This is a genomic window from Polaromonas sp. P1_F1, from assembly GCF_056405795.1.
Genome location: NZ_JBFUBJ010000001.1, coordinates 946,489 through 971,726, shown reverse-complemented (window position 1 = coordinate 971,726; position 25,238 = coordinate 946,489). Strand labels below are relative to the sequence as shown.

The following is a 25,238-nucleotide window of genomic DNA, read 5'->3' as shown; positions in this document are numbered from 1 at the left end:
TCCTTGTCGTCCTGCCGCGCTCAGTCGCCGCGGAACACCGGTTTCTGTTTGGCTGAAAAGGCCTCGTACGCCCGTGTGAAATCTTGCGTCTGCATGCAGATGGCCTGCGCCTGCGCTTCGGCCTCTATCGCCTGGTCCAGCGTCATCGCCCATTCCTGGTGCAGCATGGTTTTGGTCATGCCGTGCGCAAAGGTCGGGCCGTCAGCCAGCTCTTGCGCCAGTTTTTGCGCCTGCGCCAGCACATCTTGCGGCTCGTGCAGCGCGTTGAAGAAGCCCCACTGCAAGCCTTCCTGCGCGCTCATGGATCTGCCGGTAAACAGCAGTTCCGATGCGCGCCCCTGTCCGATCAGGCGCGGCAGCAACGCGCAGGCTCCCATGTCGGCACCGGCCAGGCCCACGCGCGTGAAGAGGAACGCCGTCTTCGCCTGGGCCGTTCCCAGGCGCATGTCGGCGGCCAGCGCCATCATGGCACCGGCGCCGGCGCAGATACCGTCAATCGCCGCGATGATGGGCTGGGGGCACAGGCGCATGGCCTTGATCAGGTCACCCGTCATGCGCGTGAACTCCAGCATTTCCGGCATGGTCATTTTTGTCAGCGGCCCGATGATCTCGTGCACGTCGCCGCCCGAGCAGAAATTGCCGCCGGCGCCAGTGATGACCACTGCCTTCACGTCGGTGGCGGTGTTCAGCGTGCGGAACAGGTCGCGCAGCTCCGCGTAGGAGTCGAAGGTCAGCGGGTTCTTGCGCTCGGGCCGGTTCAGCGTCAGCGTCGCGACGCCGGCGTCGAAGGCGTAAGCGAAATGCTCCGCCTGGTGATGGGCCAGCGCATCAAACTGCGCATGCATGGGGTTGGCCAGGCCGATGTAGTGTTTCATGTCGTTTCCAGTTTGCTGTCGGTCAGCAGGGCGTTGTGGTGTTGCTTGACCTTGCCCAGCAGTTTGTGCAGGGACTCCACCTCGCGTGGTGACAAAGCCTCAAAGGCCGCGACGATCCAGGCTTCATGCTCGTTTGCCATTTCGTCGAACAGTTTTCGCCCCCGCGGGGTCAGGCGAACGCGATAGGCCCGGCGGTCACCCTCCACATCCACGCGCTCCACCAGCCCTTCATTCACCAGCTGGTCGGTAATGCCCGTGACGTTGCCGCCGGTCACCATCATGCGGCGCGACAGCTCGTTCATCTTCAGCCCTTCCGGGCTGCGCTCGAGTTGTGCCATCAGGTCAAAGCGCGGCAGGGTGGTGTCGAACTGTTCACGCAACTGGGTGCGCACCTGCTTTTCCACCAGCTGAGTGCAGGTCAGCATGCGCAGCCAGAGCCGCAACGCTTCGGGGTGTTCGCTGTGGCCTCTTGCTTCCATGTCCATGGCGTGTCTCCTTGATAATGCTACTTGTTGGCGCTATCTATTTGATAGCAACTTGCGCTTGTCCTGTCTGCGCTGCAAGCTCTTTTTGCTTCGAGAGTTCACGGTAGAGCTGGTCGCGCCCGCTCAGGTAGGGTTGTGGCCAGTCCACATGGCGGCTTTGCAGCTTGGCAGCTTCGTGCAGCGTCCAGGCGGGGTCGGCCAGGTGCGGGCGGGCAACGGCGCAGAGGTCGGCACGGCCGGCTGCAATGATGCTGTTGACATGGTCGACTTCCGAGATCGCGCCCACGGCGATGGTCTGTATGCCCACCTCGTTGCGGATGCGGTCGGCAAACGGCGTCTGGTACATGCGGCCGTAAACCGGCTTGGCCGCGCGCGTGGTCTGGCCCGACGACACGTCGATGAAGTCGCACCCTGCGGCCTTGAACATCCGGGCGACGGCAACGGCATCGTCGGCGGTGTTACCGCCCGGCGCCCAGTCGTGCGCGGAGATCCGCACGCTCATCGGCAGATGCGCCGGCCACACTTCACGCATGGCGGCAAACACCTCCAGCGGAAAGCGGCAGCGGTTTTCCAGGCTGCCGCCGTACTCGTCCGTGCGCTGGTTGGTCAGCGGCGTGATAAAGCTCGACAGCAGATAGCCGTGGGCGCAATGCAGCTCAAGCCAGTCAAACCCGGCTTCGGCCGCGTAGCGGGTGGACTGCACGAACTCAGTCTTGACACGGTCCATGTCGACGCGTGTCATGGCTTGCGGCACCTGGTTGGTGGGGCCGTAAGCCACAGCGCTAGCCGCCAGCAGCGGCCAGTTGCCGGTGACGAGCGGCTCGTCGGGCTCTTCCCAGCCGACTTGCGTGGAGCCTTTGGGGCCGCTGTGTCCCAGTTGCATGCCGATTCTGGCGCCGGCACCCGAGGCATGGACAAAATCCACGATGCGCTTGAAGGCCCTGGCCTGCGTCTCGTTCCACAAGCCCGGGCAGCCGGGGGTGATTCGGCCTTCTGCGCACGGTGCGGTCATTTCGACAAACACCAGCGCAGCGCCACCCAATGCGCGCGCGCCAAGGTGAACCAGGTGGAAGTCCTGCGGCACGCCGTCCACCGCGCTGTAGGTAGCCATGGGCGAAACGACGATACGGTTCTTCAGATTCAGTTCGCGGACCTTCAAAGGCAGCAGCATGGGCGGCGGTGCATGCGGTGCGCTGCTTTTAGCCAACCACTGCTCATAACCCTGCAGCCAGGCGGCATCGCGCACGCGCAGGTTCTCGTGGCTGATGCGCTGCGAGCGTGTGAGCAGCGAATAAAAGAACTGCTCGGCCTCCATGCCACTGTAGCGGTCAACGTTCTCAAACCACTCGGTCGAGTTGCGCGCCGCGTTCTGGATCTTCAGCACTTCCACGGAGCGGAGGGCTTCATAGGTTTTGAGCGCCGCAGCGGCATCACCGTGCTGCGCAAAACAGTTGGTCAACTCAATCGCGTCTTCCAGCGCCAGCTTGGTACCACTGCCGATGGAAAAATGCGCGGTATGCGCTGCATCGCCCATGAGTACGATGGGCACCTGTTTGCCGTTGATGTTTTCCTCGTGAACCCAACGTTCACAAACCACACGCGGAAAACGTATCCAGATCGCCGAGCCGCGCACATGCGTCGCGTTGTTCATCAGCGCGTTGCCGTCCAGGTATTTGGCAAACAGGCGTTCACAAAATGAGATGCCGTCTTCCTGGCTCATCTGGTCCAGGCCGTGCGCCTTCCACACGGCCTCGGGTGTCTCGACGATAAAGGTCGAAGTGTTCTCGTCAAACTTGTAGGCATGTGCGGCGAACCAGCCATGCTCAGTCTGCTCGAAGGCGAAGGTGAAAGCATCGAAAGTTTTGTGCGTGCCCAGCCAGACAAAACGGCAGGCGCGAAGCTCCACGTCTGGCTTGAAGGTCTCCGCATAACGGTTGCGGATGCGGCTGTTCAGACCGTCGCTGGCGATCACCACGTCGGCGTTGTATTGCGCAGCGATAGCCTGGTCGTCCTGCACGTCGGTTTCGAACACCAGGTCCACGCCCAGCGCGATGCAGCGCTCCTGCAGGATGTTGAGCAGACGCTTGCGGCCGATACCGCAGAAACCGTGGCCGCCGGAGCGCACCGAGCGGCCCTTGAAGAACACCTCCACGTCATCCCAATGGTTGAAGGCGTCGCCGATCAGCTGTGCGCTGACCGGGTCGGCCATGCGCAGGTTGCCCAGCGTCTGGTCCGACAGCACCACGCCCCAGCCGAAGGTGTCAAAAGGCCGGTTGCGCTCGACCACCGTCACCTGATGCGCCGGATTTTGCAGCTTCATCAGCAGGGCGAAATACAAGCCTGCGGGACCGCCGCCCAGGCAAAGAATGTGCATGAATGCGTACTCTCTGGATTAATTTGACCTTAATTGTTTAGGTTTAAACTAAATCCGTCAAGCGGGTTTTCCGGTGTTTTTCGCAACACCGGAAAACGGGTGTTACCGCAGCGGTGCAGAGGTGTGCCGGTATTTACGGCTGCCGCGCCAGCCGGATATCAGGGGGCCTGAAAGCCCGCTGCCCGGTAAGTGAGCACCAGCGTATCCCGAAAACTACTGCCGGCCCGATCGTCTGCCGGCAGGATGGGCGTGGTCTCGTGAATTACCCGGGCATCGTCCAGCAGAAGCGCCGTCAGGGGCTCCTGCATCACAAAGCGCACACCATGCGGGCCGTTGGCATCGAACACCCGGGTTTCGCCGCCTTTGACGCCGTGCCGCGCCACCATCATCACCACCACGAAGTCCACACCGTCGCGATGTGCGCCTTCAGGCGTGGGCCGGCCTACCCCGCCCGCGGTGTCGATGCGGAACTGGTGCGCTTCAATATGCCAGCGCCCGGCGGGTTGCACTTGCGCAAACAGCTTGCCCAGATTGGCCAGCAGGTCCGTCCATGCCGGGGCTGTGGCTACCGCTGGCTCGACCGGGTCGAACCAGCGCTCGAAGCCGCCGTGCAGGGCGTTGTAGTCGGTGGGTTGCCAGTGGGCACGATGCGGGGTTTGCGTGAGCGTGCCTTCGGCCAGCTCCTGGACGAAGCAGGAATGGCGGCGCTTGCGGTAGTGGCCACCGTCTTTCAGATGGGCGTCAGGCGGCAAGCGGTTCCAGGAGTCTGTCAGCGCCTGCCAGCCTGATGTCCAAGCCGGCGTCGGCAGTTCCAGCGTGGCCGTCAGCTCGGCAGGGTTGAGCAGGCTCAGCCCGTCCTGGCTGAGCGCCTGGCGAGCCGACTTGGGGACAGTGGCGATATTGAACATGGGCCCTATTTTGCTTGAGCCGCGCGGCCGGCCCGGCAGCCGTAGCCGGAACCCCGGGGCCGCAACAGGTGAAACCAGCCTACATACACGGGTTCGAAAACTTTCCATAATGGCCTGTCTGTCCAACTTGAGGAGCCACCATGCTTTATAAATTCAAATCCAAAGACGCCGGCGACGTGATCATGCTCGAAGCCAACGGCCGCAAGGTCCTCGAAATCATCGGCAAAGACCCCGCCCCCAAAGGCATCATCCTGCCCGAGCAAATGCCCGCCGCGATAGCCGCCCTGCAGGCAGCGATCGCGCACGAGGAAGCCCACGATGCCAATGCCGACGAGGGGGTCGTCCCTGGCGACGGCCTGGGCCTGCGCCAGCGCGCCGTGCCGTTTATCGACATGCTGCAACGCAACCTGAAGTCGGGGCATGAGGTGGTTTGGGGCGTTTAGGCTTAGCAGTCGCGCTGACCCATACTAAAAAAGCCCTGGTGACAGGGCTTTTTGCATGGTGAGTTGATATGCGCTCAGTCCACCTTCGCCCCCGAAGCCTTCACCACCTGCGCCCACTTCTTGTGCTCGGCATTGATAAAGGCCGTGAACTGTTGCGGCGTATTGCCGCTGGGAATCGCACCCTGCGCGAGGAGCTTCTCTTTCATCGCAGGCGTGCCCAGCGCCTTGGCGGCTTCCTGCTGGATGCGGTTCACAATGTCGGGCGGCGTACCGGCGGGGGCGAGCAGGCCGAACCAGGAGCTCGCATCGAAACCTTTCATGGCCGGGCCGCCGGCCTGTTCTATGGTGGGGACGTCAGGCAGGGCCGCTGAGCGTTCTGAGCTCGTCACGGCCAGTGCCTTGAGTTTGCCGGACTTGATGAGCTGCATGGAAGACGGCAGGTTGTCGAACATGACGTCCATGTCGCCGCCCACCAGTGCCAGCAGCGCGGGGCCGGATCCGCTGTAGGGGAAGTGCGTCATATAGGTTCCGCTCATGGTTTTAAACAGTTCACCCGCCAGGTGGATGGACGTGCCGTTGCCGCTGGAGGCCATGTTGAAAGTGCCGGGCTTGGCTTTGGCCGCGCGTATGAAGTCCGTGACGTTGTTGATGCCCGCGGCTTTGGCTTTTTCGGCGTTGACCACCATGACGTTGGGCACACCCGCGACCAGCGTGATGGGTGCAAAGTCTTTTTGCGGGTCGTAGGCCATCTTGCTGTACAGCGACTTGTTGATGCCATGCGTGCCCACGGTGCCCATCAGCAGGGTGTAGCCGTCAGGCGCGGATTTGGCGACCACGTCTGCGCCAATGTTGCCGCCGGCACCGGCACGGTTCTCAACCACAAAGGGCTGGCCGAAGGCTTTGGAGAGTTCCGGCGCCATGGCGCGGGCCAGGATGTCGGTGGTGCCGCCTGGCGCGAAGGGCACGACGATTTTGACGGGCCTGGTGGGCCAGCTGGCGCTTTGCGCCCAGGCGGAGGGCGTGGCCATAAAGGTGGCGACGGCGGTCAGCGCGGTGGCCAGGAAAGCGCCGTAGCGACGGGAAAGAAAGGGCTTGCTATTGTTGTTCAAGAGGGGCTCCAGGGATGGCCGGCGCGGCCGGGGGTCACATGAAGATAGCGTGCGTGGGTTCATGCTTCAAGAGGGTTTCAACCCAGCCATCCAAAAAAAGAAAAGCCGCCCGGCATGAACCGGGCGGCTGGCAATCAAACGGTCAACAGATCAGTCGGCGAACTTGCCGGCGGCGTCGATCACGGGCTTGAGCTTGTTGATCTCGGCGGATACAAAAGCCTTGTGGGCGGCGGGCTCGACACGCTTGTCGGTCACCACCACGGCGCCAAGGCCTTCCTGCTTCTTGATGAAGTCGGGATCCTTGAGCGCCACTTTCAGGGCGTTGTTGAGCTGGGTCATCACGGCCGGCGGCGTTCCCTTGGGGGCGTACATGCCGTGCCAGATCGTCAGGTCAAAGTTTTTGAGGCCCATTTCCTGCAGCGTCGGATAGTCCTTGAGCAGCTTGTTGTTCTTCAGCGGTTTGGCGGTCGTGACCGCAAACGCCTTGACGCGGCCGGCTTCAATCTGGCCGGTGGTGTTGGTGGTCTGGTCACACATCATGTCGACCTGTCCGCCCACCAGTGCATTCATGGCCGGCGCCGTGCCGCCGAAGGGAATGGTGGTCATCGCGTCCTTGGCGTTGATGGCTGCCTGCCACATCAGGCCACAGAGGTGCGATGCCGAGCCCAATCCTGCATGGGCGATATTGAGTTTGCCGGCATTGGCGCGAATGTAATTCTCGAAATCGCGGTAGTTGTTGGCCGGCAGCTGCGGTTTGCCGATGATGGTCATCGGTACTTCGTTGATCATGCCCAGGAACTCGAAATCGTCCAGCACCTTGTAGGGCAGCTTGCGATACAGGGCCGGCGCGGCCGCCATGCCGATGTGGTGCACCAGCAAGGTGTGACCATCGGGTGTTGCGCGGGCTACCTTGGCCGCACCGATGGTGCCGCCGGCGCCGTTGACGTTTTCCACCACGAAGTTGGCGCTGCCTCCCATGGCTTTGCGCATGGCTTCGGCCAGGTCGCGCGCCACGCGGTCGGTTGGGCCGCCGGCCGCGAAAGGCACCACCAGGGTGACAGGCTTGGAGCCGGGGAAGGCAGGGGCTTGCGCGTGGGCTGCAAACATGGCCGTTGCAGCAGCGGCGAGGACTAACAGGCGTTTCATGAGCGTCTCCTTTAATGAACGCGCCAAGTTTACGGTCCGCTTACTGCGCAAACATCGCGGGAACTACGTAAGGGCAAGCCCCCGGTCCCTTTGCAGAGTGGCTTAGGCGTTTAAACCAGCAGGGGCCGCGGAACCGGCTTTGCCGGGCCGCAGGCGCAGCGCCCCCTAGCGGCGCAGCGCAGTACGCGCAGCGACAAGCGTGGGGGTTCTATTTGTAACTCCGTGCGTCCTCAATAACCTTTCCGTCGTTGGGGAGGCTTCCCGGAGCCAATAGCTGTACCGTTCCACGCAGTTTGGTGACGTCACGGATGGCGTCGCCGATACGCTGGTCCAGGCCATCCGGGGCGCAAGCGGTTTCGACCTGGAAGTGCATGTTATCGCTCGCCATCTCTCCGCTGACCACCAGCCTGGCCTTGATCACTTCCGGAAAGCGCCGGGCAATGTCTGCGACCTGTCCGGGGTGTACAAACATCCCGCGGACCTTGACGGTCTGGTCGGCCCTTCCCATCCATCCCTTGATGCGCGCATTGGTGCGTCCCGTGGGGCAGGTGCCTGGAAGGATGGCGGAAAGGTCGCCCGTGCCGAAGCGAATCAGCGGGTAGCCGGGATTCAGGGTGGTCACCACCAGCTCTCCCACTTCGCCTTCGGCCACCGGGTCACCTGTTCCAGGGCGCACGATTTCCACGATCACGCCTTCATCCAGAACCAGCCCTTCACGCGCTTCGGTTTCGTAGGCAATCAGGCCCAGGTCGGCCGAGGCATAACACTGGTAGCCCGCAATGCCGCGTTCACCCAGCCAGTCGCGCAGGCTGGGGGGAAAAGCCTCGCCTGAAACCAGGGCACGCGTCACGGTCGGCAGTTCCACCTTCATTTCGGCGGCCTTCTCCATGATGATTTTCAGGAAGCTTGGTGTGCCGATGTAGCCGGCCGGCTTGAGTTCCGCCATGGCGTGCACCTGCTGCTCCGTCTGGCCGGTGCCGCCCGGGAACACGGTGCAACCAAGGGCGTGTGCGCCGGTTTCCATCATGGAGCCTGCCGGCACAAAGTGGTAGCTGAAACTGTTGTGGATCAGTTGGCCGGCGCGAAAGCCCGCGGCATACAGGGCTCGTGCCATGCGCCAGTAGTCCTTGCGCTTGCCGCCGGGCTCGTAAATGGTGCCCGGGCTGGCAAAAACATGGGGCATGTGCGCGCCGTAGCGCAAGGCGCTGAAACCGCCAAATGCGTTGCCACTGCCACCAGGTGCGCGCTCGGCCTGCTGGCGCTCAAGGAGCTCGTGCTTGCGCGTGACGGGCAATCGCGCCAGTTCCGCACGTGATGTGATGGCCTGGGCGTCAACGTCTTTAAGGATGGCTGTGAATGCGGGGGCCCGGGTCTTGGCATGGGCAATCTGCTGCGGCAAGGCGGTCAGCAGCGCCGCCTCGCGTTCCGCAGGGCTTCGCACTTCCAGTGAGTCGTAATGTGTTGTCATTTGCGATCTTCCAAATCCTGTCAATACCTCAGCGCGATACGGAGATTTCAAGCCAGCAGGGGCCGCGGAACCGGCTTCGCCGGGCCGCAGGCGCAACGCCCCCTCGGGGGGGCAGCGACCCGCGCAGCGGCGGAGCGTGGGGGCCCTATGCCAGCCACCGTTTGCGGCGCTTGTAGCTTTTAACGTCCTTGAAGCTCTTGCGCTCGCCGCCGCCCACGCCGAGGTAAAACTCCTTGACGTCTTCGTTGTTGGCCAGGTCGGCGGCCGCACCGTCCATCACCACGCGGCCGCTTTCCATGATGTAGCCGTAGTCGGCATATTTGAGTGCCATGTTGGTGTTCTGCTCGGCCAGCAGGAAGGTGACCTGCTCCTTCTGGTTCAGGTCCTTCACGATGTTGAAGACCTCCTCCACGATCTGCGGCGCCAGGCCCATGGAGGGCTCGTCCAGCAGCACCATGGAAGGGCTCGCCATGAGCGCACGGCCGATGGCGCACATCTGCTGCTCCCCGCCCGAGGTGTAGGCCGCCTGCGAGGTGCGCCGGGTTTTCAGCCGCGGAAAGTAGTTGTAGACCTTTTCGAGGTTGGCCGCCACTTCCGCCTTGCTGCTGCGCGTGTAGGCTCCGGTCAGCAGGTTTTCCTCGATGGTCAGGTGGGCAAAGCAGTGCCGCCCTTCCATCACCTGCACCACGCCGCGTTGCACCAGGTCGGCCGGCGAGAGGTTTTCAATGCGCTCGCCGCGCAGCTCGATGGAGCCTTTGGTGACTTCGCCGCGCTCACCCCTGAGCAGATTGGAAATCGCGCGCAGTGTGGTGGTCTTGCCTGCGCCGTTGCCGCCCAGGATGGCCACGATGCGGCCCTGCGGGACCTGCAGCGAGACGCCCTTGAGCACCAGGATCACGTGGTTGTAGATAACCTCGATGCCGTTGACGTTGAGAACGATGTTGGGTGTGTCCATATTTTTTCCTGACCAATCTTGAGGGCTGCTGGCAAGGCGATCAGCCCTCAAGGCTGGCGGCTCGCGAGAGCCGCGCCCCTCCCGCCTGGCGGGAGGGGTTGGGGTGGGTGCCGTCAGTACCTGGCAAAGCCAGTCTGAGCGGCTACGCCGCTCAAGACTGGCAGTCAGCGGGTGTGCGTGCTGTCAGCTTTTTCTCTGTGGCGTACTTGGCGGCGGTGGACTTGACCAGGGGCTTGATCACCTGCTCATCAGCCTGCAGCCAGTCGGAGGTAAATTTCCACTCCTTGCCGTCCCATGTGTGGATGCGCGCCCATGCCGAACCCATGTGGTCGGTGCAAGAGGTGCTGATCGGGCGCATTACGCCGGCAAAGCCCAGCGCATCCAGCTTGGCCTGTGTCAGGTTCAGGTTTTCCAGGCCCCAGCGCACTTGCTCGCCTGTCATGATTTTCCCCTTGCCGAAACGATCTTGTGCAGCGCGAAGGCCTTCCACGCCCAGCATCGCGCTCATGGCGCCACGCATGTAAAGCACCTGGCCGACTTCTTCCTTGGGGCCCGTGCCCTGGCCTTTGCCGTGCACCAGGGTCAGCATGTCTTTGGCCAGCTTGGAGTTCGGCTCGGCGCCGTGCTGCATCGTCACGGCGTTGTAGCCCTTGGCGCCTTCAGCCACGTCTTTCACATCGGGCTCGGCACCGGCCCACCACACGCCGTACATCTTCTCGCGCGGGTAGCCGGTCGCTTGCGCTTCCTTGATGGCCGTGGTGTTCATGATGCCCCAGCCCCACAGCGCCACGTAGTCTGGGCGCGACTGGCGGATCTGCAGCCAGGTGGCCTTTTGCTCGACGCCGGGCGCGGTAACAGGCAGCAGTTGCAAGGTGAAGCCGTGCATGGCGGCGCGTTCCTGCATCAGCGGGATCGGCTCCTTGCCGAACGGCGAGTCGTGATAGACCAGCGCAATGCGCTTGCCCTTGAGCTTGTCGAAGCCGCCTTCTTTCTTGGCGATGGCCTGGAGGATGGCGTCAGCAGCAACCCAGTAGGTGCCGGCAATCGGGAAGTTCCATTTGAAGATGGAGCCGTCCGCGCTCTCGCTGCGGCCATAGCCCACCGTCACCACGGGGATTTTATCGACGGGGGCTTTCTCAGTGATGGCAAACGTGGCACCGGTCGACAGCGGCTGCACCAGCGTGGCGCCGCCGTTCTTGCCTTTCAGGCGTTCGTAGCATTCGACACTGCGTGCGGTGTCATAGCCGGTTTCGCACTCTTCAAACGAGATCTTCACGCCATTGATGCCGCCGCGGGCATTGACCAGCTTGAGGTAGTCCACATAGCCGTTGGCCCAGGGCACGCCGTTGGGCGCGTAAGGCCCGGTGCGGTAAGACAGCACCGGAAAGAATTGCTCTTTGGCCTGTGCGAATGCGCTGGTCGCCACGAGGGACGAAGCGCCGGTGGCGAGGATTGCCACTGCCAACATCACATTACGAATCTTCATTGTTGTCTCCTGGAAAATTTATAAACACCGTGAAAAAACTGACACCTCAGTAAACGACCTAACAATCCATTGCGCATTGGTGATTTCGAGTAATTCTTAACCCTAGGCCGGGCGCATCGGAACGCTTCAGTGGGGGAATGGCCATAGCCGTAATTTCTGCTTTCCAACGGCCCACAGCTTGGCCAACCCGTGCGGCTCGACAATCAAAAACCACACGATCAAACCGCCGAAAATCATCAGTTCCGCGTGCGAGATGCCCGCCGTGGAGATCGAGATGCCCAGCCAGCCGGCCAGCACCGGCAGCAGCTGGCTCAGCACGATCGGCAGCACCACGATGAAAGCCGCACCGAAGAAGCTGCCCATGATGGCGCCCATGCCGCCGATGATCACCATGAACAGCAGGCGGAAGGAGTAGTCCACCGAGAAGGCCGCAGGTTCCCAGGCGCCCAGGTAGATAAAAGCCCACAGGCCACCGGCGATGCCGATGATGAAAGAGCTCACCGCAAAGGCGCTGAGCTTGGCGTACATGGGGCGTATGCCGATCACAGCGGCGGCGACGTCCATGTCGCGAATGGCCATCCACTCGCGGCCGATCGCGCTGCGCACCAGGTTTTTGGCCAGCAGGGTGATCACCACCACGATGGCCAGGCAAAACAGGTATTTGCTCAGCGCGCTTTCGATGGGCAGTCCAAACACCTGCAGGTTGGAGACCGACACCGAGCCCGAGGGCGTGTCCATCGTGAACCATTTGATGCGCAGGAACATCCAGTCGCTGAAGAACTGCGCGGCCAGCGTGGTCACCGCCAGGTACAGGCCCTTCACGCGCAAGCTGGGCAGCCCGAACAAAATGCCAAACAGCATGGCGCACAAACCGCCCAGGATCAGCGCCGGAATCAGCGGCATGCCGGGAATGCGCACAAAGAAGTTGTAGGCCCCATAGGCGCCTACCGCCATAAAGGCACCGGAGCCCAGCGAGATCTGGCCGCAGTAGCCAACCAGGATGTTCACCCCAACGGCTGCCAGCGAAAAGATCAGGAAGGGAATCAGGATGGCGCGAAACAGGTAGTCGCTCGCCAGCAGCGGCACAACAACAAAGGCAGTCGCCAGCAGCAGGCCGATGGCAATCCGGTCCTGCAGGATCGGGAAGATCTGCTGGTCCGCCCGGTAGTTGGTTTTGAACTGGCCGTTTTCTCTGTAAAACATGGTTTTTCTTTAGATAGAAGCGGCTTCAGACGCGATCAATAATTTTCTCGCCGAACAAGCCCTGAGGCCGAACGAGCAAGACACAAAGCGCAAGCACATACGCGAACCAGATTTCAATACCGCCGCCGACATAGGGCCCGAGAAAGACTTCGGCCAGTTTCTCGCCAACGCCCAGAATCAGCCCACCCACAATCGCGCCAGGCACCGAAGTCAGGCCACCCAAAATCACCAGCGGCAGCGCCTTGAGCGCCAGCACCGAGAGCGAAAATTGCACGCCCAGCTTGCTGCCCCAGATGACGCCGGACACCAGGGCCACGAAGCCTGCCACGCTCCAGACAATGACCCAGATGCGGTTCAGCGGAATGCCGATGGATTGCGCGGCCTGGTGGTCGTCCGCCACCGCGCGCAGGGCCCGGCCTGTGCTGGTGTACTGGAAGAAGGCGGCCAGTGCCGCCACCAGGGCAGTCGCGATCAGCGCGGCGACCAGGTCTTCCTGGTTCACCAGCAGGCCGCCCTGGAAGATACCTTCCAGCAGGAACATCGGGTCCTTGGGCATGCCCACGTCAATCTTGTAAATGCTGGAACCAAAGATAGTCTGGCCGAAGCCGTCCAGGAAATACGAAATGCCCAGCGTCGCCATCAGCAGCGCCACGCCTTCCTGGTTCACGAGCTTGCTGAGCACCAGTTTCTCAATCAACCAGGCCACCACCACCATGATGGCCAGCGCGGCTGCAAAGGCCAGTGCGTTGTTTATGAACTTGCTGTCCAGGCCCGTCCATTGCGGTATCCATTCGGAGAACCGCGCCATGGCCAGTGCCGCGAACAGCACCATCGCGCCTTGGGCGAAATTGAAGACGCCCGAAGCCTTGTAGATCAGCACAAAGCCCAGCGCGACCAGCGAATACAGCATGCCGGACATGAGGCCGCCGATAATGGTCTCAAGAAATGAACCCATGTTATTGGCTCCCCCCTGTTGCGGGCTCACTTCGTGTAGCCGCCTCTCCCCCTGAGGGGGACACCGCTAGCGGCCCGGCGAAGCCGGTTCCGCGGCGGTCGCTGGATTTGTTCAGTTGGGATTTTTTGTTCATGGTTAGTGGCTCGTTCCGAGGTAAGCCTTGATCACGTCTTCGTTGTTGCGTACTTCGTCGGGGGTGCCGTCGCCGATTTTTTTGCCGTAGTCGAGCACCACTACGCGGTCGGAGATGTCCATCACCACGCCCATGTCGTGCTCGATCAGCACGACGGTGGTGCCGAACTCGTCGTTCACGTCGAGTACGAAGCGGCACATGTCCTGTTTTTCCTCGACGTTCATGCCGGCCATGGGTTCGTCGAGCAGCAGGACTTGCGGCTCCATCGCCAGCGCACGGCCCAGGTCAACGCGTTTTTGCAAACCGTAGGGCAGTTGCCCGACGGGCGTCTTGCGATAGGCCTGGATTTCCAGGAAGTCGATGATTTTTTCCACTGCCTCGCGGTGCATGATTTCTTCTTTTTCGGCGGGACCTATGCGCAGCGCCTGCAGCAGCAGGTTGCTTTTGATCTTTAGGTTGCGGCCCGACATGATGTTGTCGAGCACGCTCATGCCCTTGAAGAGCGCCAGATTCTGGAAAGTGCGCGCCACGCCCATGACCGCCACCTGATGGCTGTTCATGTGCTTGAAGGTCTGGCCGCGGAAAGTGATGGAGCCCTGCTGCGGCGCATAAACGCCGTTGATGCAGTTGAGCATGGAGCTCTTGCCCGCACCATTGGGGCCGATGATGGCGCGAATCTCGTGCTCTTTCACATTGAAGGAAATATCCGAGAGGGCCTTGACCCCGCCAAAACTCAGGCTGATGTTGTTGACGTCCAATATGACGTCGCCGATCTTTTTAGTCATGCTGCTGCCTTCACGGGCGCAAAAGTCTGGGTGTCACTGATCTTCAGGGTCGCGCTGACGCTGCCGCTGCGGCCGTCTTCAAACTTCACGACCGTTTCAATGAACTGTTCGGTCTTGTCGCCATAGAGCGCATCGATCAGCGGCTGGTACTTCTCGGCAATGAAGCCGCGCCGCACCTTGTTCGTTCGTGTGAGTTCACCGTCATCTGCGTCCAGCTCCTTGTGCAGCACCAGGAAGCGGCTGACCTGTGAGCCGGCCAGCAGCGCATCCACGCTGAGGTCGGCGTTGACTTTTTCGACACATTCCTTGATGAGCTGGTAGACCTCGGGCTTCTGCGCCAGATCGGTGTAGCCGGCGTAGGGCAGGTTGCGGCGTTCGGCCCAGTTGCCCACGGCGTCGAAGTCGATGTTGATCATCACGCAGACTTTTTCACGGCCGTCGCCATAGGCAACGACTTCCTTGATGTGCGGGAAGAACTTGAGTTTGTTTTCCACGTATTTGGGCGCGAACATCGCGCCGTCGTTGGCACCGCCCTTGATGCGGCCCACGTCTTTCACGCGGTCGATGATCTTGAGGTGGCCGCTGGCATCGATAAAGCCCGCGTCGCTGGTGTGATACCAGCCGTCGGCGCTCAGCACCTCGGCCGTCGCCGTGGGGTTTTTGTAATATTCCTTGAGCAGGCCGGCGGACTTGACCAGGATTTCCCCGTTGTCGGCCACCTTGATTTGCACGCCGCTGATCGGCACCCCTACCGTATCGGCACGCGCCTCGTTGTCCGGCTGCAGGCACACAAACACGGCGGTCTCTGTCGAGCCATAGAGCTGCTTGAGGTTGATGCCGATGGAACGATAGAAGGTAAAGAGGTCCGGCCCAATCGCTTCACCCGCGGTGTAGGCCACGCGAACGCGCGAAAAACCCAGCGTGTTGCGCAGCGGGCCATAGACCATTACGCTGCCCAGCGCATACAGCAGTCTGTCCATGCCACCGACGGGTTTGCCGTCCATCAGGGCTGGGCCGGCGCGTTTGGCCACGCCCATGAAATAGTTGAACATGCCGCGCTTGATGCGGCCCGCGTCTTCCATGCGGATCATCACGGTCGTCAGCAGGCTTTCGAAAATCCGCGGTGGCGCAAAGTAATAGGTCGGGCCGACTTCTTTCAGGTCGATCATCACGGTGCTCGCGCTTTCGGGGCAATTCACCACATAGCCGCAGGCCAGCCATTGCGCATAGCTGAAGATGTTCTGACCGACCCACGCGGGTGGCAAGTAGGCCAGCACTTCCTCGCCGGAGGTGAGTTTGTCGAAGTCGGCGCCGGCCCTGGCGCGGTCCAGCAGGGTGTTGTGGGTGTGGACCACGCCCTTGGGGTTGCCCGTGGTGCCCGAGGTGAAAAACATCGCGGCCACATCATCCGGCCGGGATTTTTCGACTTCGCTCTTGAAGAAGCCGGGTTGCTTTGCGGCAAAGGCTTCACCCTTTTCCAGCAAGGCGTCCAGCGATTGCAGTCCGGCCTCGGCATAGTTGCGCAGGCCGCGCGGGTCGTCATAAATGATCTGGTCCAGTTGCGGGCACTGGCTGCGTATCTCCAGCAGCTTGTCGACCTGCTCCTGGTCTTCCACCAGCGCAAAACGTACGTCGGCATTGTTGATGGGAAAGACACACTCGGCGCCCACGGCGTCCTGGTAAAGCGGAATGGGTATGGCGCCCAGCGACTGCGCGGCCAGCATGGTGGCATAGAGGCGCGGCCGGTTGGCGCCGATGATGACCATGTGCTCGCCACGCTGCAGCCCGGCTTCATGCAGGCCGCAGGCGATGCGCTCCACCAGCTGCGCCATGCCGGCCCAGCTGTGCGCCTGCCAGATGCCGTACTCTTTTTCGCGCATGGCCGGAGCGCCGGGGCGCTCAGCCGCATGTTTGAGCAACAGTCTCGGAAAAGTGGTCTGCATGGTCCTTGTCTCGCGGTCGTTATGCCTTCGGGGAGTCGCTCGCTTGCCGGCTAGCCCGAAAGTTGTCTTGTGAATGCATCGTAGGCATGCGTTTGACGTTAGGTTGTCGTTCGGACGACAATTCAAGGGTGATTACTCCCCCGGACTTTCCCTTAGGACAGCGCGCATGGTGACGATGACAGGCCAATCGATGCAGATCCGTGCCCGCATGCCCGACGCGCAGGAGCTCGCCGGCATCCATTGGCTGAATGAGCTGTTGCCGGCCGAGCGCGAGCGCGCCGTGGCGAGCGTGCGCGTCGGCGACGCCAACATCGGCGACTACGTGTGCCGTGTCGGCAAGCCGGTGACCTACTGGTTCGGCGTCGTCGAGGGCTTGCTCAAGATGAGCACCGACAGCGAGCAGGGCGCCACCATGACCTTCACCGGCCTGCCGCCGGGCGCCTGGTTCGGCGAAGGCACGGTGCTCAAGCGCGAGCCCTACCGCTACAACATCCAGGCCCTGCGCAAGACGGTGGTGGCGGGGCTGCCGGTCGACGACTTCCACTGGTTGCTGGACCATTCCATCGGCTTTAACCGCTTTGTGATGAACCAGCTCAACGAGCGCCTGGGCCAGTTCATCGTGGCGCGCGAAATCGACCGCATGAACAACCCCGACATCCGTGTGGCACGCAGCCTGGCCGCGCTGTTCAACCCGGTGTTGTACCCGGGTGTGGGCGAAATCCTGCGCATCACGCAGCAGGAAATGGCCTACCTCGTGGGCCTGTCGCGCCAGCGCGTGAACGAGGCGCTGAGCACGCTGCAGGCCCGGGGCTTTATCCGCATCGAATACGGCGGCCTGCGCGTGCTCGACCTGGGCGCCCTGCGGTCCAGTGTTTTCTCAAGCAAATAAAGGCTGCAGGCCAATAGGGACGAGCGCAAGCAGCTACTGAATTAATAGCAAGTGTGTTGGGCGGGTTGAACTGCCCGGGGAGCCGTTTTGGGCGTTTGGGGTGCGGTTTGGGGCGCTTTTCAGGTGCCAAAAGTGCCTGCAGACCAATCAGAACGGGCGCAAGCAGCTATGAAATCAGGAGCGCTTGGTGTGACCAGTACAGCCGCCGTCCTCAGGAAAGAAACAAAATAAAGATGGAAACCGCTTCGACCACCCAATTGGCGCGGTTTGCAGCCTGGGCGTTTTCCTTGAGGATTGGCCAAAGCACTTCGCGTTGCCATGCCCACAGGTTGTAGGCCGCCGCCAGCAGTGCACCCGACAACCCGGCCAGCCATGAGTTGGTCAAGAAGCCGGCAAGGACGGCAATCACCAACAGGACGGATGTGAGGACAAATGTGCCGCCCGCAGAGCTGGCCAGAACATGCGAGAGCCCTCCGCACAAGGTGCAGGTGGCGGGGTTGCCTCGGCTGGAGAGACGTTTTTCCCAGGTTTTGATTCCGGCCTGGTGGCAATGGGGGCAGATGTTCATGGTGCTGAAGGGGTGGTTGCCGAAGTCGTGCCGGCAATCGCCCTGCACAGGTTCTCGCGTGCACGTGCTTCCAGTGTTTCGCGGAAATGCGCCGTGCTGTAGATCACAGGCCGGTCCAGGAAACCCTGCAGGATTTCGCCCCGTTTTTTCCGGAACAGGGCAGCGGGCACAAAAGCATATTCGTCCCGAATCTGCTGCTCATACTCGGCAAACCTGGCTGGGCCCGCGCCCAGGATGGACAGGTCGATGTCAACCAGCAACTGTTCGTCAGGCGAGGCTGGCAGCGCCGTATGGCGGGTGGCCATGACCAGGTCGTGAACACGCTGCGCGGCGGCCGTGGCAGTGCCGTGCGCCAGCAGCACCTCGCGAGCCCAGTCGGCGCTTGTTTCCTCGTTGTCGTGGCGCTGCGTGTCGTAAATCGCATCATGGAACCACAACGCCATCTCGACCTCTGCGGGCTGTACGGCCAGATCGCGAACGGCCTCGAAATGCGCGAGGCATTCCGTGAGGTGCTGCAGCGTGTGGTACTTGCGGTGCGGCTCCGAGTAGCGCGCCACCAGTTCATCAAACACCGCAGGCCCGATCGGCCGTGCGGCAAGGGCGCCCGCGCAATGCCGCCAGGATCGGGCCAGCAGGTCTGTGGGTTCAGGGGTTTGCATGGGCATGACTTTATCGTTTGGGCGTTTTGTGCGTGTGTGAGCGCTCCGGCGGCGCGGCAGGCGCGCACAGGGACTCGACCAGTCGCAGCGCCGGCAGCGACAGCTGGTCAAAGCGGCGCGCGCAGATCAGCAATTGCCGGTCGGCCCAGGTGTCGGTCAGCTTGAGGCTGCGCAGCTTGCCTGCCTCCACATGGCGTTCGGCCGCGACGGCCGGCACCACCGCCACGCCGACGCCCGCCTCCACCATGCGGCAGACTGCCTCAAAGCTGCGCAGCCGTATGCGGGTCCGCATGCGCAGCCCCAGGCGTTCGGCCTGCAAGTTCAGGTGCTGTTGCAGCGCGCTGTCTTCCCCCAGGCCGACGAAGTCATGGCCCAGGGCTTGCCCGAACGGAGCATGGCGCTGGCGGCCGAATCCGCTGCCGGCTGGAACCACCAGCACCAGCTGGTCGCGCCGGAAAGGTTTTGATTCAAGGCTGGAGATGTCGGCGGAGTCGGCCACGATGCCGAGGTCGGCCACCTGGCCCAGCAACTGCGACACGATCAGGTGGCTGGGACGCTCCTCCAGGTCGACGTCGATGGCTGGATGGGTGTTGAGGAAATCCGCCAGCGCCTGCGGCAGGTAGTCGGTGATGGCGGCGGTGTTCGACAGCAAACGCACCTTGCCCGCCAGCCAGCCCGCATAGTCGCCGATCTCACCATGCATGCGCTCGATTTGCTGCAACACCAGCCGCGCATGGTGAGCCACGGCCAGGCCGGCCTTGGTCGGTTTCACACCGGCGCGCAGACGCTCCAGCAGCGGCACCCCCAATGCGTCTTCCATGCCGCGTATGCGTGCGCTGGCCGAGGCGAGCGCCAGGTGCGAAAGCCTGCTGCCCGCTGTGATACTGCCGGTATCGACGGTGTGCAGAAACAGCCGAAGGTCGATAAGGTCAAAGCGAAGGGTGGCGGGCATGGGCTGAAGGCGTTTTAGCCTTCGGTAACGGCGAAGGCTGTGAACGGATATTACCGCTTGAGCGCAAACGCGCCGCTGCGCAGAATCGGCGACATGAACTCAATGAACAACTTCATGGGTGCAGGGAACGACACCCTCTTGATGGCCGTCGTCGCCGGCGTATTCCTGCTGGCCGGCCTCGTCAAGGGCGTGGTGGGCCTGGGGTTGCCAACACTTTCCATGGGCTTGCTGGCCGGCGTGATGCCGCCTGCGCAGGCAGCCGTCATCCTGATCCTGCCTTCGTTGCTGACGAATGCCTGGCAGATGTGGGATGGCGCTGCGCTGGAAAGCCTGTTGCGGCGTCTGTGGCCGCTGCAGGCTGGGGTGGTCGCGGGGACGCTGTGGGCACCGGTCAGCCTGGTTACCCTTGATACGGACCTCGCGTCGGCAGGCCTGGGCGCTGCGCTGATCATTTACGCGCTGCTGGGGCTGTGCGCACTGCCGCTGGCGGTCCCGCCGCGCGGTGAGCGGGTTTTTTCCTTCGCTGCCGGCTTGGCGACCGGCGCCATCACCTCGGCCACCGGCGTGTTTGTCTTTCCGGCTGTACCTTACCTGCAGGCCTTGTCGCTCAAGAAAGACGAACTGGTGCAGGCGCTGGGCCTGTCCTTCACCGTTTCCACTGCCGCACTTTTTCTGCGCCTGGTGATGGAAGGCTCTTTTGCCATGGGCAGCATGCCGGGTGGCTGGAGTTTGCTGCTGCCATTGCCTGCTGCCTTGTTGGGGATGGCCGCCGGTCAGAAGCTGCGCGGGCGGGTGGGCGAGAAGGGTTTCAGGCGCCTTTTTTTCACCGGTCTGCTGCTGATAGGCATTTACATGGTCACTCGCAGCGCGATGCGCTAGCCACGCCGGTGCGATGGAAAACCACAGCGAGGTTTCGCAGGCTATGGAGGCGCTCCATGCCAAAGCCGCACGTCTGCTCTTGCTGCTGGAGCTCGCCGATGACCCGGTTTCCCCGCTGCCCGAGGCCTCGTCCCTGCTGGACGACATTGACGCCCTGCGCGCGCTGCACCTGCGCGTGGTGATGCGGCCTCACGTATCGGCCTGAACAGGGTTTAACCCCTGATTTTTACGCTTTCTTTATACCGGCTGCCGGTCTTTCATCCCCGTTTTTACACACCGGATCCGAAACTTTCCCCATCGTTGTTTGTTGGAGAAAGATCATGGATCTCGCGTTTATTCTTGGTGCCGCCGCCCTCTGGGGTGTGATGGTCTTGCTGGTCTGGGGCTTCCAGAAGCTTGAAAAGTCCGAAGGAGGCCGTTCATGATCAGCCTGGACGTTTTGTACGGCTTTGGCGGCGTCTGTGCTGTCCTGCTGCTCACCTACCTCGTCTATGCGCTGATCTGCGCCGAGGAGTTTTGATGAGCAACTCGTCTTGGGGTCTGCTGGCCCTTTTTCTGGGTGTATTGCTGGCCACTGCGTGGCCGCTGGGCATCTGGCTGGCCCGTCTGTATTCCGGCAGCCTCCCCAACTGGATGCACAAGGCGGAAGCGCCGCTGTACCGCCTGGCCGGCACATCGGCCGATACCAACATGAAGTGGTCGCAGTACGCGCTGGCCTTGCTGGCTTTCAATGCGCTCGGTGTGTTGGCCGTTTATGCACTGCAGCGCTTGCAGGTCTGGCTGCCGCTCAACCCGGCCGGCATGGCCGCGGTAACGCCCGACTCGGCCTTCAACACCGCCGTCAGCTTTGTCTCCAACACCAACTGGCAGGGCTATGCCGGCGAGTCCACCATGAGCTACCTCACGCAGATGCTGGTGCTCGCTGTGCAGAACTTCTTCTCGGCCGCCACCGGCATTGCCGTGGTGTTTGCGCTGTTCCGCGGTTTTGCTGCGCGGGCGACCGGCGCCATCGGCAACTTCTGGGTGGACGTGACGCGCATCACGGCCTGGCTGCTGCTGCCGCTGTCGCTGGTGTTTGCCGTCTTCCTTGTGGGGCAGGGCGTCATCCAGAACTTTGATGCCTACAAAGACGTGAGCACGCTGGAAGTGACTAGCTATCAGCAGCCGAAAAACGGCCCTGATGGCCAGGCGCTGAAAGACGACAAGGGCAATCCCGTGATGGAGGATGCCAAATCCGACAAGCAGACCCTGGCCATGGGCCCGGTCGCGTCTCAGGAAGCCATCAAGATGCTGGGCACCAACGGCGGCGGCTTCTTCAACGCCAATTCAGCGCACCCTTATGAAAACCCGACCGCGCTGAGCAATTTCTTTCAGATGTTGTCCATCTTCCTGATTCCGGCGGCGCTGTGCTTCGCCTTCGGCCGCGCGGTGGGCGACCAGCGCCAGGGCTGGGCCGTGCTGACCGCGATGACTGTGATGTTTGTCATCGCGGTGGTAGCCATCACCCCGGCTGAGCAAGCCGGCAACCCGTTGTTGCAACCTTTGGGTGTGGACCAGACGGCCAGCGCGCTGCAGGCCGGCGGCAACATGGAAGGCAAGGAAACCCGCTTCGGCATCAATGCCTCCAGCCTGTTCGCGGTCATCACGACGGCGGCCTCCTGCGGCGCGGTCAATGCCATGCACGACTCCTTCACGCCGTTGGGCGGCATGGTGCCCATGGTGATGATGCAGCTGGGCGAGGTGGTGTTCGGCGGCGTTGGCACGGGCCTCTACGGCATGCTGATCTTCGCCATCCTGGCGGTGTTCATCGCCGGCCTCATGATCGGCCGCACGCCGGAATACCTGGGCAAGAAGATCGAGGCGCACGAGATGAAGCTGACTTCGATCGCCATCCTGGTCACGCCCATCCTGGTGCTGGCCGGCACCGCCATCGCCGTATTGGCGGGCGCAGGCAAGGCTGGCATTGCCAACCCCGGCGCGCACGGTTTCTCCGAAATCCTCTATGCGCTGAGCTCGGCCGGCAACAACAACGGCAGCGCCTTCGCGGGCCTGTCTGCCAACACGCCGTTCTACAACACGCTGCTGGGCATCGTCATGTGGCTGGGGCGCTTCGGCTTTATCGTTCCGGTGCTGGCCATTGCCGGTGCGCTGGCCGCCAAGAAACGCCTGCCGGTTACGGCCGGCACCATGCCCACGCACGGCCCGCTGTTCGTGACGCTGTTGATAGGCACTGTGCTGCTGGTGGGGTTGCTTAACTACGTGCCCGGCCTGGCGCTGGGCCCCATGGTCGAGCACCTGATGCTGTGGCCAGGCAAATAACCGCAAGGCTCAAAGAGAAACCTATATGAGTACCAAAAAATCTTTAATGTTGCTGGATCCCGCGCTGCTCAAGCCGGCTATCGTGGCTTCGTTTACCAAGCTGAGCCCGCGCGTGCAGTGGCGCAACCCGGTCATGTTTGTCGTCTATATCGGCAGCATTCTCACGACCTTGCTGGGCCTGCAGGCCCTGCAGGGGCAGGGCGAAGCACCGGCCGGATTTATCTTTGCCGTGGCCGTCTGGCTGTGGTTCACCGTGTTGTTCGCCAACTTCGCCGAAGCCCTGGCCGAAGGCCGTAGCAAGGCACAAGCCGCATCGCTGCGGAGCCTGAAAAAAAGCACCTGGGCCAAGAAGCTCAAGGAGCCCCGGCATGGTTCCACATTCCTGCCGCAAGAAGCTGAAAATCTTAGAAAAGGAGACGTGGTGCTGGTCGATGCCGGCGACATGGTTCCGTTGGACGGAGAAGTGATTGAAGGCGTGGCCTCGGTCGACGAAAGTGCCATCACCGGCGAATCGGCCCCGGTGGTGCGCGAGTCGGGCGGCGACTTCTCCGCAGTGACCGGCGGCACACGCGTGCTGTCCGACTGGCTGGTGGTACGCATCACGGTCAACCCTGGCGAATCCTTCCTGGACCGCATGATCAGCATGGTCGAAGGCGCCAAACGGCAGAAGACGCCCAATGAAATCGCACTGACCATCCTGTTGGTGGCGCTGACCATCGTCTTCCTGGTGGTCACGGTCACCTTGCTGCCGTTCTCCGTGTTCAGCGTGGGAGCCGTGGGGGCAGGCACGGTAGTGAGCATCACTGCACTGGTGGCGTTGCTGGTCTGCCTGATCCCGACCACGATTGGCGGCCTGCTGTCGGCCGTGGGTGTGGCCGGCATGAGCCGCATGATGCAGGCCAATGTCATCGCCACGTCGGGCCGCGCGGTTGAGGCTGCCGGCGACGTGGACGTGCTGCTGCTGGACAAGACCGGCACCATCACCCACGGCAATCGCCAGGCTTCGAGCTTTTTGCCCGCGCCCGGCGTGTCTGAAAAAGCGCTCGCCACCTGCGCCATGCAGGCTTCCTATGCAGATGAAACGCCGGAAGGCCGCAGCATCGTGGCGTTGGCCTTGAAGCTGGCCGTGAGCCAGTCGCCCATGCAGGCCGTGACTGAGGTTGCCTTTACCGCGCAAACCCGCATGAGCGGAATGGACGCCTTGAACCCCGATGGAAGCAAGCGGCAACTGCGCAAAGGTGCGGTCGATGCGATTCGCAAGCATGTGGAAGCACTGGGCGGAACCGTTCCGGCTGAAGTTTTGCGTGCTTCAGATGACGTGTCGCGCCGCGGCAGCACGCCGCTGGCCGTGGCCGACGGCAGTACGGTGTTGGGCATCGTGGAGCTGAAAGACATTGTCAAGGCCGGCATCAAGGAACGCTTCGGCGAACTGCGCCGCATGGGCATCAAGACGGTGATGATCACCGGCGACAACAAGCTCACGGCCGCTGCCATCGCCGCCGAGGCGGGTGTTGACGACTTCCTGGCCGAGGCCACGCCCGAAGACAAGCTGAAGCTGATACGCCAGTACCAGGCCGAAGGCCGGCTGGTGGCGATGACGGGCGACGGCACCAATGACGCGCCGGCACTGGCCCAGGCCGACGTGGCGGTGGCCATGAACAGCGGCACCCAGGCCGCCAAGGAAGCCGGCAACATGGTGGACCTCGACTCCAACCCCACCAAGCTGCTGGAGATTGTGGAGACCGGCAAGGCCCTGCTGATGACGCGCGGCTCGCTCACCACGTTTTCAATCGCCAACGACGTAGCCAAGTACTTCGCCATCATTCCGGCGATCTTTGTGACCACTTACCCGCAACTGGCCGCACTCAATGTGATGCGACTGGGCAGCCCGTCGTCGGCGATTTTGTCGGCGGTGATTTTCAACGCGCTGATCATCATGTTCCTGATCCCGCTCGCGCTCAAGGGTGTGAAATACCGCGCTGTGGGCGCCGCCACGCTGCTGCGCCGCAACCTGCTTATTTACGGCCTGGGCGGCCTCATCGTGCCTTTTATCGGCATCAAGGCGATTGACCTGCTGCTGGTAGCACTGAACCTCGCCTGAACACCTGCATATCAAGGAATCCTCATGACAAATATTCTTCGCCCCGCAATTGTGATGTTCGCTGTGCTGACCCTGGTCACCGGCGTGGCTTATCCCCTGGTGGTGACCGGCGCCGCGCAATCGTTGTTTCCGGCGCAGGCCGGCGGCAGCCTGATCCAGCGTGACGGCAAGGTTGTCGGCTCTTCGCTGATCGGGCAAAACTTCAGCGACCCCAAAAACTTCTGGGGCCGCCCATCGGCCACGGGGCCCATGCCTTACAACGCATCGGCTTCCAGCGGCTCCAACCAGGGCCCGCTGAATCCTGCGCTGGTCGACGCGGTCAAGGGCCGTGTCGAAGCGCTGAAAGCGGCCGATCCGGGCAACACGGTCCAGGTGCCGGTGGACTTGGTCACGGCGTCTGCCAGTGGGCTGGACCCGCACATCAGCCCGGCTGCGGCGCGCTACCAGGAGGCCCGCGTTGCTAAAGCACGCGGCCTGGCGCCTGAGAAGGTGCAGTCCCTGGTCGAACAGCACACCGGGCAACCCTTGCTGGGATTTCTGGGTGAGGCCCAGGTGAATGTGCTGCAACTCAACCTCGCGCTGGAAGCGCTTCGTTAAGAGAAA

24 protein-coding genes are annotated in these 25,238 nt (G+C 62.4%); 8 read left to right on the top strand and 16 right to left on the bottom strand.

What is annotated here, in order from left to right:
- Positions 1-20 precede the first annotated feature (20 nt).
- From AC1DZE_RS04660 to AC1DZE_RS04645, 4 genes are all read right to left on the bottom strand, one after another.
- Positions 21-875 (bottom strand): enoyl-CoA hydratase family protein, encoded by an 855-nt coding sequence (locus AC1DZE_RS04660; protein ID WP_477668664.1) that lies wholly within the window; start codon positions 873-875, stop codon positions 21-23.
- Entirely contained in the window at positions 872-1,360 is a 489-nt protein-coding gene (locus AC1DZE_RS04655; protein WP_477666480.1) for a MarR family winged helix-turn-helix transcriptional regulator, read from the bottom strand. The genes AC1DZE_RS04660 and AC1DZE_RS04655 overlap by 4 nt, the downstream gene beginning before the upstream one ends.
- A gap of 37 nt (positions 1,361-1,397) precedes the next feature.
- Positions 1,398-3,734: a bifunctional salicylyl-CoA 5-hydroxylase/oxidoreductase gene (locus tag AC1DZE_RS04650; RefSeq protein WP_477668663.1), complete on the bottom strand. Its 2,337-nt coding sequence runs from the start codon at positions 3,732-3,734 to the stop codon at positions 1,398-1,400.
- 158 nt (positions 3,735-3,892) lie between these two features.
- Complete coding sequence (locus tag AC1DZE_RS04645; RefSeq protein WP_477668662.1) at positions 3,893-4,642, bottom strand: 2OG-Fe dioxygenase family protein; 750 nt, start codon at positions 4,640-4,642, stop codon at positions 3,893-3,895.
- A gap of 140 nt (positions 4,643-4,782) precedes the next feature.
- Here AC1DZE_RS04645 and AC1DZE_RS04640 point away from each other — a divergent pair, with 140 nt between their 5' ends.
- Positions 4,783-5,085 (top strand): DUF1840 domain-containing protein, encoded by a 303-nt coding sequence (locus AC1DZE_RS04640; RefSeq protein WP_477668661.1) that lies wholly within the window; start codon positions 4,783-4,785, stop codon positions 5,083-5,085.
- A gap of 74 nt (positions 5,086-5,159) precedes the next feature.
- Here AC1DZE_RS04640 and AC1DZE_RS04635 read toward each other — a convergent pair whose 3' ends face one another.
- The 9 genes from AC1DZE_RS04635 to AC1DZE_RS04595 form a co-directional block, all read right to left on the bottom strand.
- Positions 5,160-6,113, bottom strand: coding sequence for a Bug family tripartite tricarboxylate transporter substrate binding protein (locus AC1DZE_RS04635; RefSeq protein WP_477668931.1), 954 nt, complete (start codon positions 6,111-6,113; stop codon positions 5,160-5,162).
- 231 nt (positions 6,114-6,344) lie between these two features.
- The gene (locus tag AC1DZE_RS04630) at positions 6,345-7,340 is read right to left on the bottom strand and encodes a tripartite tricarboxylate transporter substrate-binding protein (protein WP_457281383.1); all 996 of its coding nucleotides are present in this window, start codon (positions 7,338-7,340) and stop codon (positions 6,345-6,347) included.
- A gap of 208 nt (positions 7,341-7,548) precedes the next feature.
- On the bottom strand, positions 7,549-8,808 hold the full coding sequence (locus AC1DZE_RS04625; protein WP_477673433.1) for a phenylacetate--CoA ligase family protein: 1,260 nt from the start codon (positions 8,806-8,808) through the stop codon (positions 7,549-7,551).
- A 145-nt stretch (positions 8,809-8,953) separates the two neighbouring features.
- Positions 8,954-9,763: an ABC transporter ATP-binding protein gene (locus AC1DZE_RS04620; protein ID WP_477673434.1), complete on the bottom strand. Its 810-nt coding sequence runs from the start codon at positions 9,761-9,763 to the stop codon at positions 8,954-8,956.
- A gap of 151 nt (positions 9,764-9,914) precedes the next feature.
- Positions 9,915-11,249, bottom strand: a complete 1,335-nt coding sequence (locus tag AC1DZE_RS04615) for an ABC transporter substrate-binding protein (protein ID WP_477699835.1) — start codon at positions 11,247-11,249, stop codon at positions 9,915-9,917.
- A gap of 126 nt (positions 11,250-11,375) precedes the next feature.
- A complete protein-coding gene (locus AC1DZE_RS04610) occupies positions 11,376-12,452 on the bottom strand; it encodes a branched-chain amino acid ABC transporter permease (protein ID WP_477673977.1) in 1,077 nt (358 codons plus the stop codon).
- 25 nt (positions 12,453-12,477) lie between these two features.
- Positions 12,478-13,407 (bottom strand): branched-chain amino acid ABC transporter permease, encoded by a 930-nt coding sequence (locus AC1DZE_RS04605; protein ID WP_477668655.1) that lies wholly within the window; start codon positions 13,405-13,407, stop codon positions 12,478-12,480.
- A 135-nt stretch (positions 13,408-13,542) separates the two neighbouring features.
- Positions 13,543-14,325: an ABC transporter ATP-binding protein gene (locus AC1DZE_RS04600; RefSeq protein WP_477668654.1), complete on the bottom strand. Its 783-nt coding sequence runs from the start codon at positions 14,323-14,325 to the stop codon at positions 13,543-13,545.
- Positions 14,322-16,268, bottom strand: a complete 1,947-nt coding sequence (locus AC1DZE_RS04595; protein WP_477668653.1) for an AMP-dependent synthetase/ligase — start codon at positions 16,266-16,268, stop codon at positions 14,322-14,324. The genes AC1DZE_RS04600 and AC1DZE_RS04595 overlap by 4 nt, the downstream gene beginning before the upstream one ends.
- A gap of 175 nt (positions 16,269-16,443) precedes the next feature.
- Here AC1DZE_RS04595 and AC1DZE_RS04590 point away from each other — a divergent pair, with 175 nt between their 5' ends.
- On the top strand, positions 16,444-17,157 hold the full coding sequence (locus tag AC1DZE_RS04590; RefSeq protein ID WP_477668930.1) for a Crp/Fnr family transcriptional regulator: 714 nt from the start codon (positions 16,444-16,446) through the stop codon (positions 17,155-17,157).
- Between the two features lie 211 nt (positions 17,158-17,368).
- Here the strand turns inward: AC1DZE_RS04590 and AC1DZE_RS04585 are convergent, their stop codons facing one another.
- From AC1DZE_RS04585 to AC1DZE_RS04575, 3 genes are read right to left on the bottom strand one after another with little or no spacing between them, the layout of a single operon-like run.
- Positions 17,369-17,725 (bottom strand): hypothetical protein, encoded by a 357-nt coding sequence (locus tag AC1DZE_RS04585; RefSeq protein ID WP_477671838.1) that lies wholly within the window; start codon positions 17,723-17,725, stop codon positions 17,369-17,371.
- Positions 17,722-18,390, bottom strand: a complete 669-nt coding sequence (locus AC1DZE_RS04580) for an HD domain-containing protein (RefSeq protein WP_477671839.1) — start codon at positions 18,388-18,390, stop codon at positions 17,722-17,724. Before AC1DZE_RS04580 ends, AC1DZE_RS04585 begins: the two co-directional genes overlap by 4 nt.
- Before the next feature lie 4 nt (positions 18,391-18,394).
- A complete protein-coding gene (locus tag AC1DZE_RS04575) occupies positions 18,395-19,336 on the bottom strand; it encodes a LysR family transcriptional regulator (protein WP_477671840.1) in 942 nt (313 codons plus the stop codon).
- Positions 19,337-19,429: 93 nt separating this feature from the next.
- Here AC1DZE_RS04575 and AC1DZE_RS04570 point away from each other — a divergent pair, with 93 nt between their 5' ends.
- From AC1DZE_RS04570 to kdpC, 6 genes are all read left to right on the top strand, one after another.
- Complete coding sequence (locus tag AC1DZE_RS04570; protein WP_477671841.1) at positions 19,430-20,215, top strand: sulfite exporter TauE/SafE family protein; 786 nt, start codon at positions 19,430-19,432, stop codon at positions 20,213-20,215.
- A gap of 13 nt (positions 20,216-20,228) precedes the next feature.
- A complete protein-coding gene (locus AC1DZE_RS04565) occupies positions 20,229-20,420 on the top strand; it encodes a hypothetical protein (RefSeq protein ID WP_477668648.1) in 192 nt (63 codons plus the stop codon).
- A gap of 216 nt (positions 20,421-20,636) precedes the next feature.
- On the top strand, positions 20,637-20,735 hold the full coding sequence (locus AC1DZE_RS04560) for a potassium-transporting ATPase subunit F (protein WP_457281368.1): 99 nt from the start codon (positions 20,637-20,639) through the stop codon (positions 20,733-20,735).
- On the top strand, positions 20,735-22,534 hold the full coding sequence (gene kdpA / locus AC1DZE_RS04555; RefSeq protein WP_477671842.1) for a potassium-transporting ATPase subunit KdpA: 1,800 nt from the start codon (positions 20,735-20,737) through the stop codon (positions 22,532-22,534). Before AC1DZE_RS04560 ends, kdpA begins: the two co-directional genes overlap by 1 nt.
- Positions 22,535-22,559: 25 nt before the next feature.
- Entirely contained in the window at positions 22,560-24,635 is a 2,076-nt protein-coding gene (gene kdpB / locus AC1DZE_RS04550; RefSeq protein WP_477671843.1) for a potassium-transporting ATPase subunit KdpB, read from the top strand.
- Between the two features lie 24 nt (positions 24,636-24,659).
- Complete coding sequence (kdpC, locus tag AC1DZE_RS04545; protein WP_477671844.1) at positions 24,660-25,232, top strand: potassium-transporting ATPase subunit KdpC; 573 nt, start codon at positions 24,660-24,662, stop codon at positions 25,230-25,232.
- Positions 25,233-25,238: the final 6 nt, after the last annotated feature.

Bases quoted from the DNA above. Each gene is read 5' to 3' on its own strand.
- AC1DZE_RS04640 (WP_477668661.1), top strand. From the start codon at position 4,783: ATGCTTTATAAATTCAAATCCAAAGACGCCGGCGACGTGATCATGCTC.
- AC1DZE_RS04585 (WP_477671838.1), bottom strand. From the start codon at position 17,725: ATGAACATCTGCCCCCATTGCCACCAGGCCGGAATCAAAACCTGGGAA.
- AC1DZE_RS04645 (WP_477668662.1), bottom strand. From the start codon at position 4,642: ATGTTCAATATCGCCACTGTCCCCAAGTCGGCTCGCCAGGCGCTCAGC.
- AC1DZE_RS04560 (WP_457281368.1), top strand. From the start codon at position 20,637: ATGATCAGCCTGGACGTTTTGTACGGCTTTGGCGGCGTCTGTGCTGTC.
- AC1DZE_RS04595 (WP_477668653.1), bottom strand. From the start codon at position 16,268: ATGCAGACCACTTTTCCGAGACTGTTGCTCAAACATGCGGCTGAGCGC.
- AC1DZE_RS04630 (WP_457281383.1), bottom strand. From the start codon at position 7,340: ATGAAACGCCTGTTAGTCCTCGCCGCTGCTGCAACGGCCATGTTTGCA.
- AC1DZE_RS04575 (WP_477671840.1), bottom strand. From the start codon at position 19,336: ATGCCCGCCACCCTTCGCTTTGACCTTATCGACCTTCGGCTGTTTCTG.
- AC1DZE_RS04625 (WP_477673433.1), bottom strand. From the start codon at position 8,808: ATGACAACACATTACGACTCACTGGAAGTGCGAAGCCCTGCGGAACGC.
- AC1DZE_RS04610 (WP_477673977.1), bottom strand. From the start codon at position 12,452: ATGTTTTACAGAGAAAACGGCCAGTTCAAAACCAACTACCGGGCGGAC.
- AC1DZE_RS04650 (WP_477668663.1), bottom strand. From the start codon at position 3,734: ATGCACATTCTTTGCCTGGGCGGCGGTCCCGCAGGCTTGTATTTCGCC.
- kdpC (WP_477671844.1), top strand. From the start codon at position 24,660: ATGACAAATATTCTTCGCCCCGCAATTGTGATGTTCGCTGTGCTGACC.
- AC1DZE_RS04620 (WP_477673434.1), bottom strand. From the start codon at position 9,763: ATGGACACACCCAACATCGTTCTCAACGTCAACGGCATCGAGGTTATC.
- AC1DZE_RS04600 (WP_477668654.1), bottom strand. From the start codon at position 14,325: ATGACTAAAAAGATCGGCGACGTCATATTGGACGTCAACAACATCAGC.
- AC1DZE_RS04590 (WP_477668930.1), top strand. From the start codon at position 16,444: ATGACAGGCCAATCGATGCAGATCCGTGCCCGCATGCCCGACGCGCAG.
- AC1DZE_RS04605 (WP_477668655.1), bottom strand. From the start codon at position 13,407: ATGGGTTCATTTCTTGAGACCATTATCGGCGGCCTCATGTCCGGCATG.
- AC1DZE_RS04635 (WP_477668931.1), bottom strand. From the start codon at position 6,113: ATGGCCACGCCCTCCGCCTGGGCGCAAAGCGCCAGCTGGCCCACCAGG.
- kdpA (WP_477671842.1), top strand. From the start codon at position 20,735: ATGAGCAACTCGTCTTGGGGTCTGCTGGCCCTTTTTCTGGGTGTATTG.
- AC1DZE_RS04655 (WP_477666480.1), bottom strand. From the start codon at position 1,360: ATGGACATGGAAGCAAGAGGCCACAGCGAACACCCCGAAGCGTTGCGG.
- kdpB (WP_477671843.1), top strand. From the start codon at position 22,560: ATGAGTACCAAAAAATCTTTAATGTTGCTGGATCCCGCGCTGCTCAAG.
- AC1DZE_RS04660 (WP_477668664.1), bottom strand. From the start codon at position 875: ATGAAACACTACATCGGCCTGGCCAACCCCATGCATGCGCAGTTTGAT.
- AC1DZE_RS04570 (WP_477671841.1), top strand. From the start codon at position 19,430: ATGAACTCAATGAACAACTTCATGGGTGCAGGGAACGACACCCTCTTG.
- AC1DZE_RS04615 (WP_477699835.1), bottom strand. From the start codon at position 11,249: ATGAAGATTCGTAATGTGATGTTGGCAGTGGCAATCCTCGCCACCGGC.
- AC1DZE_RS04580 (WP_477671839.1), bottom strand. From the start codon at position 18,390: ATGCCCATGCAAACCCCTGAACCCACAGACCTGCTGGCCCGATCCTGG.
- AC1DZE_RS04565 (WP_477668648.1), top strand. From the start codon at position 20,229: ATGGAAAACCACAGCGAGGTTTCGCAGGCTATGGAGGCGCTCCATGCC.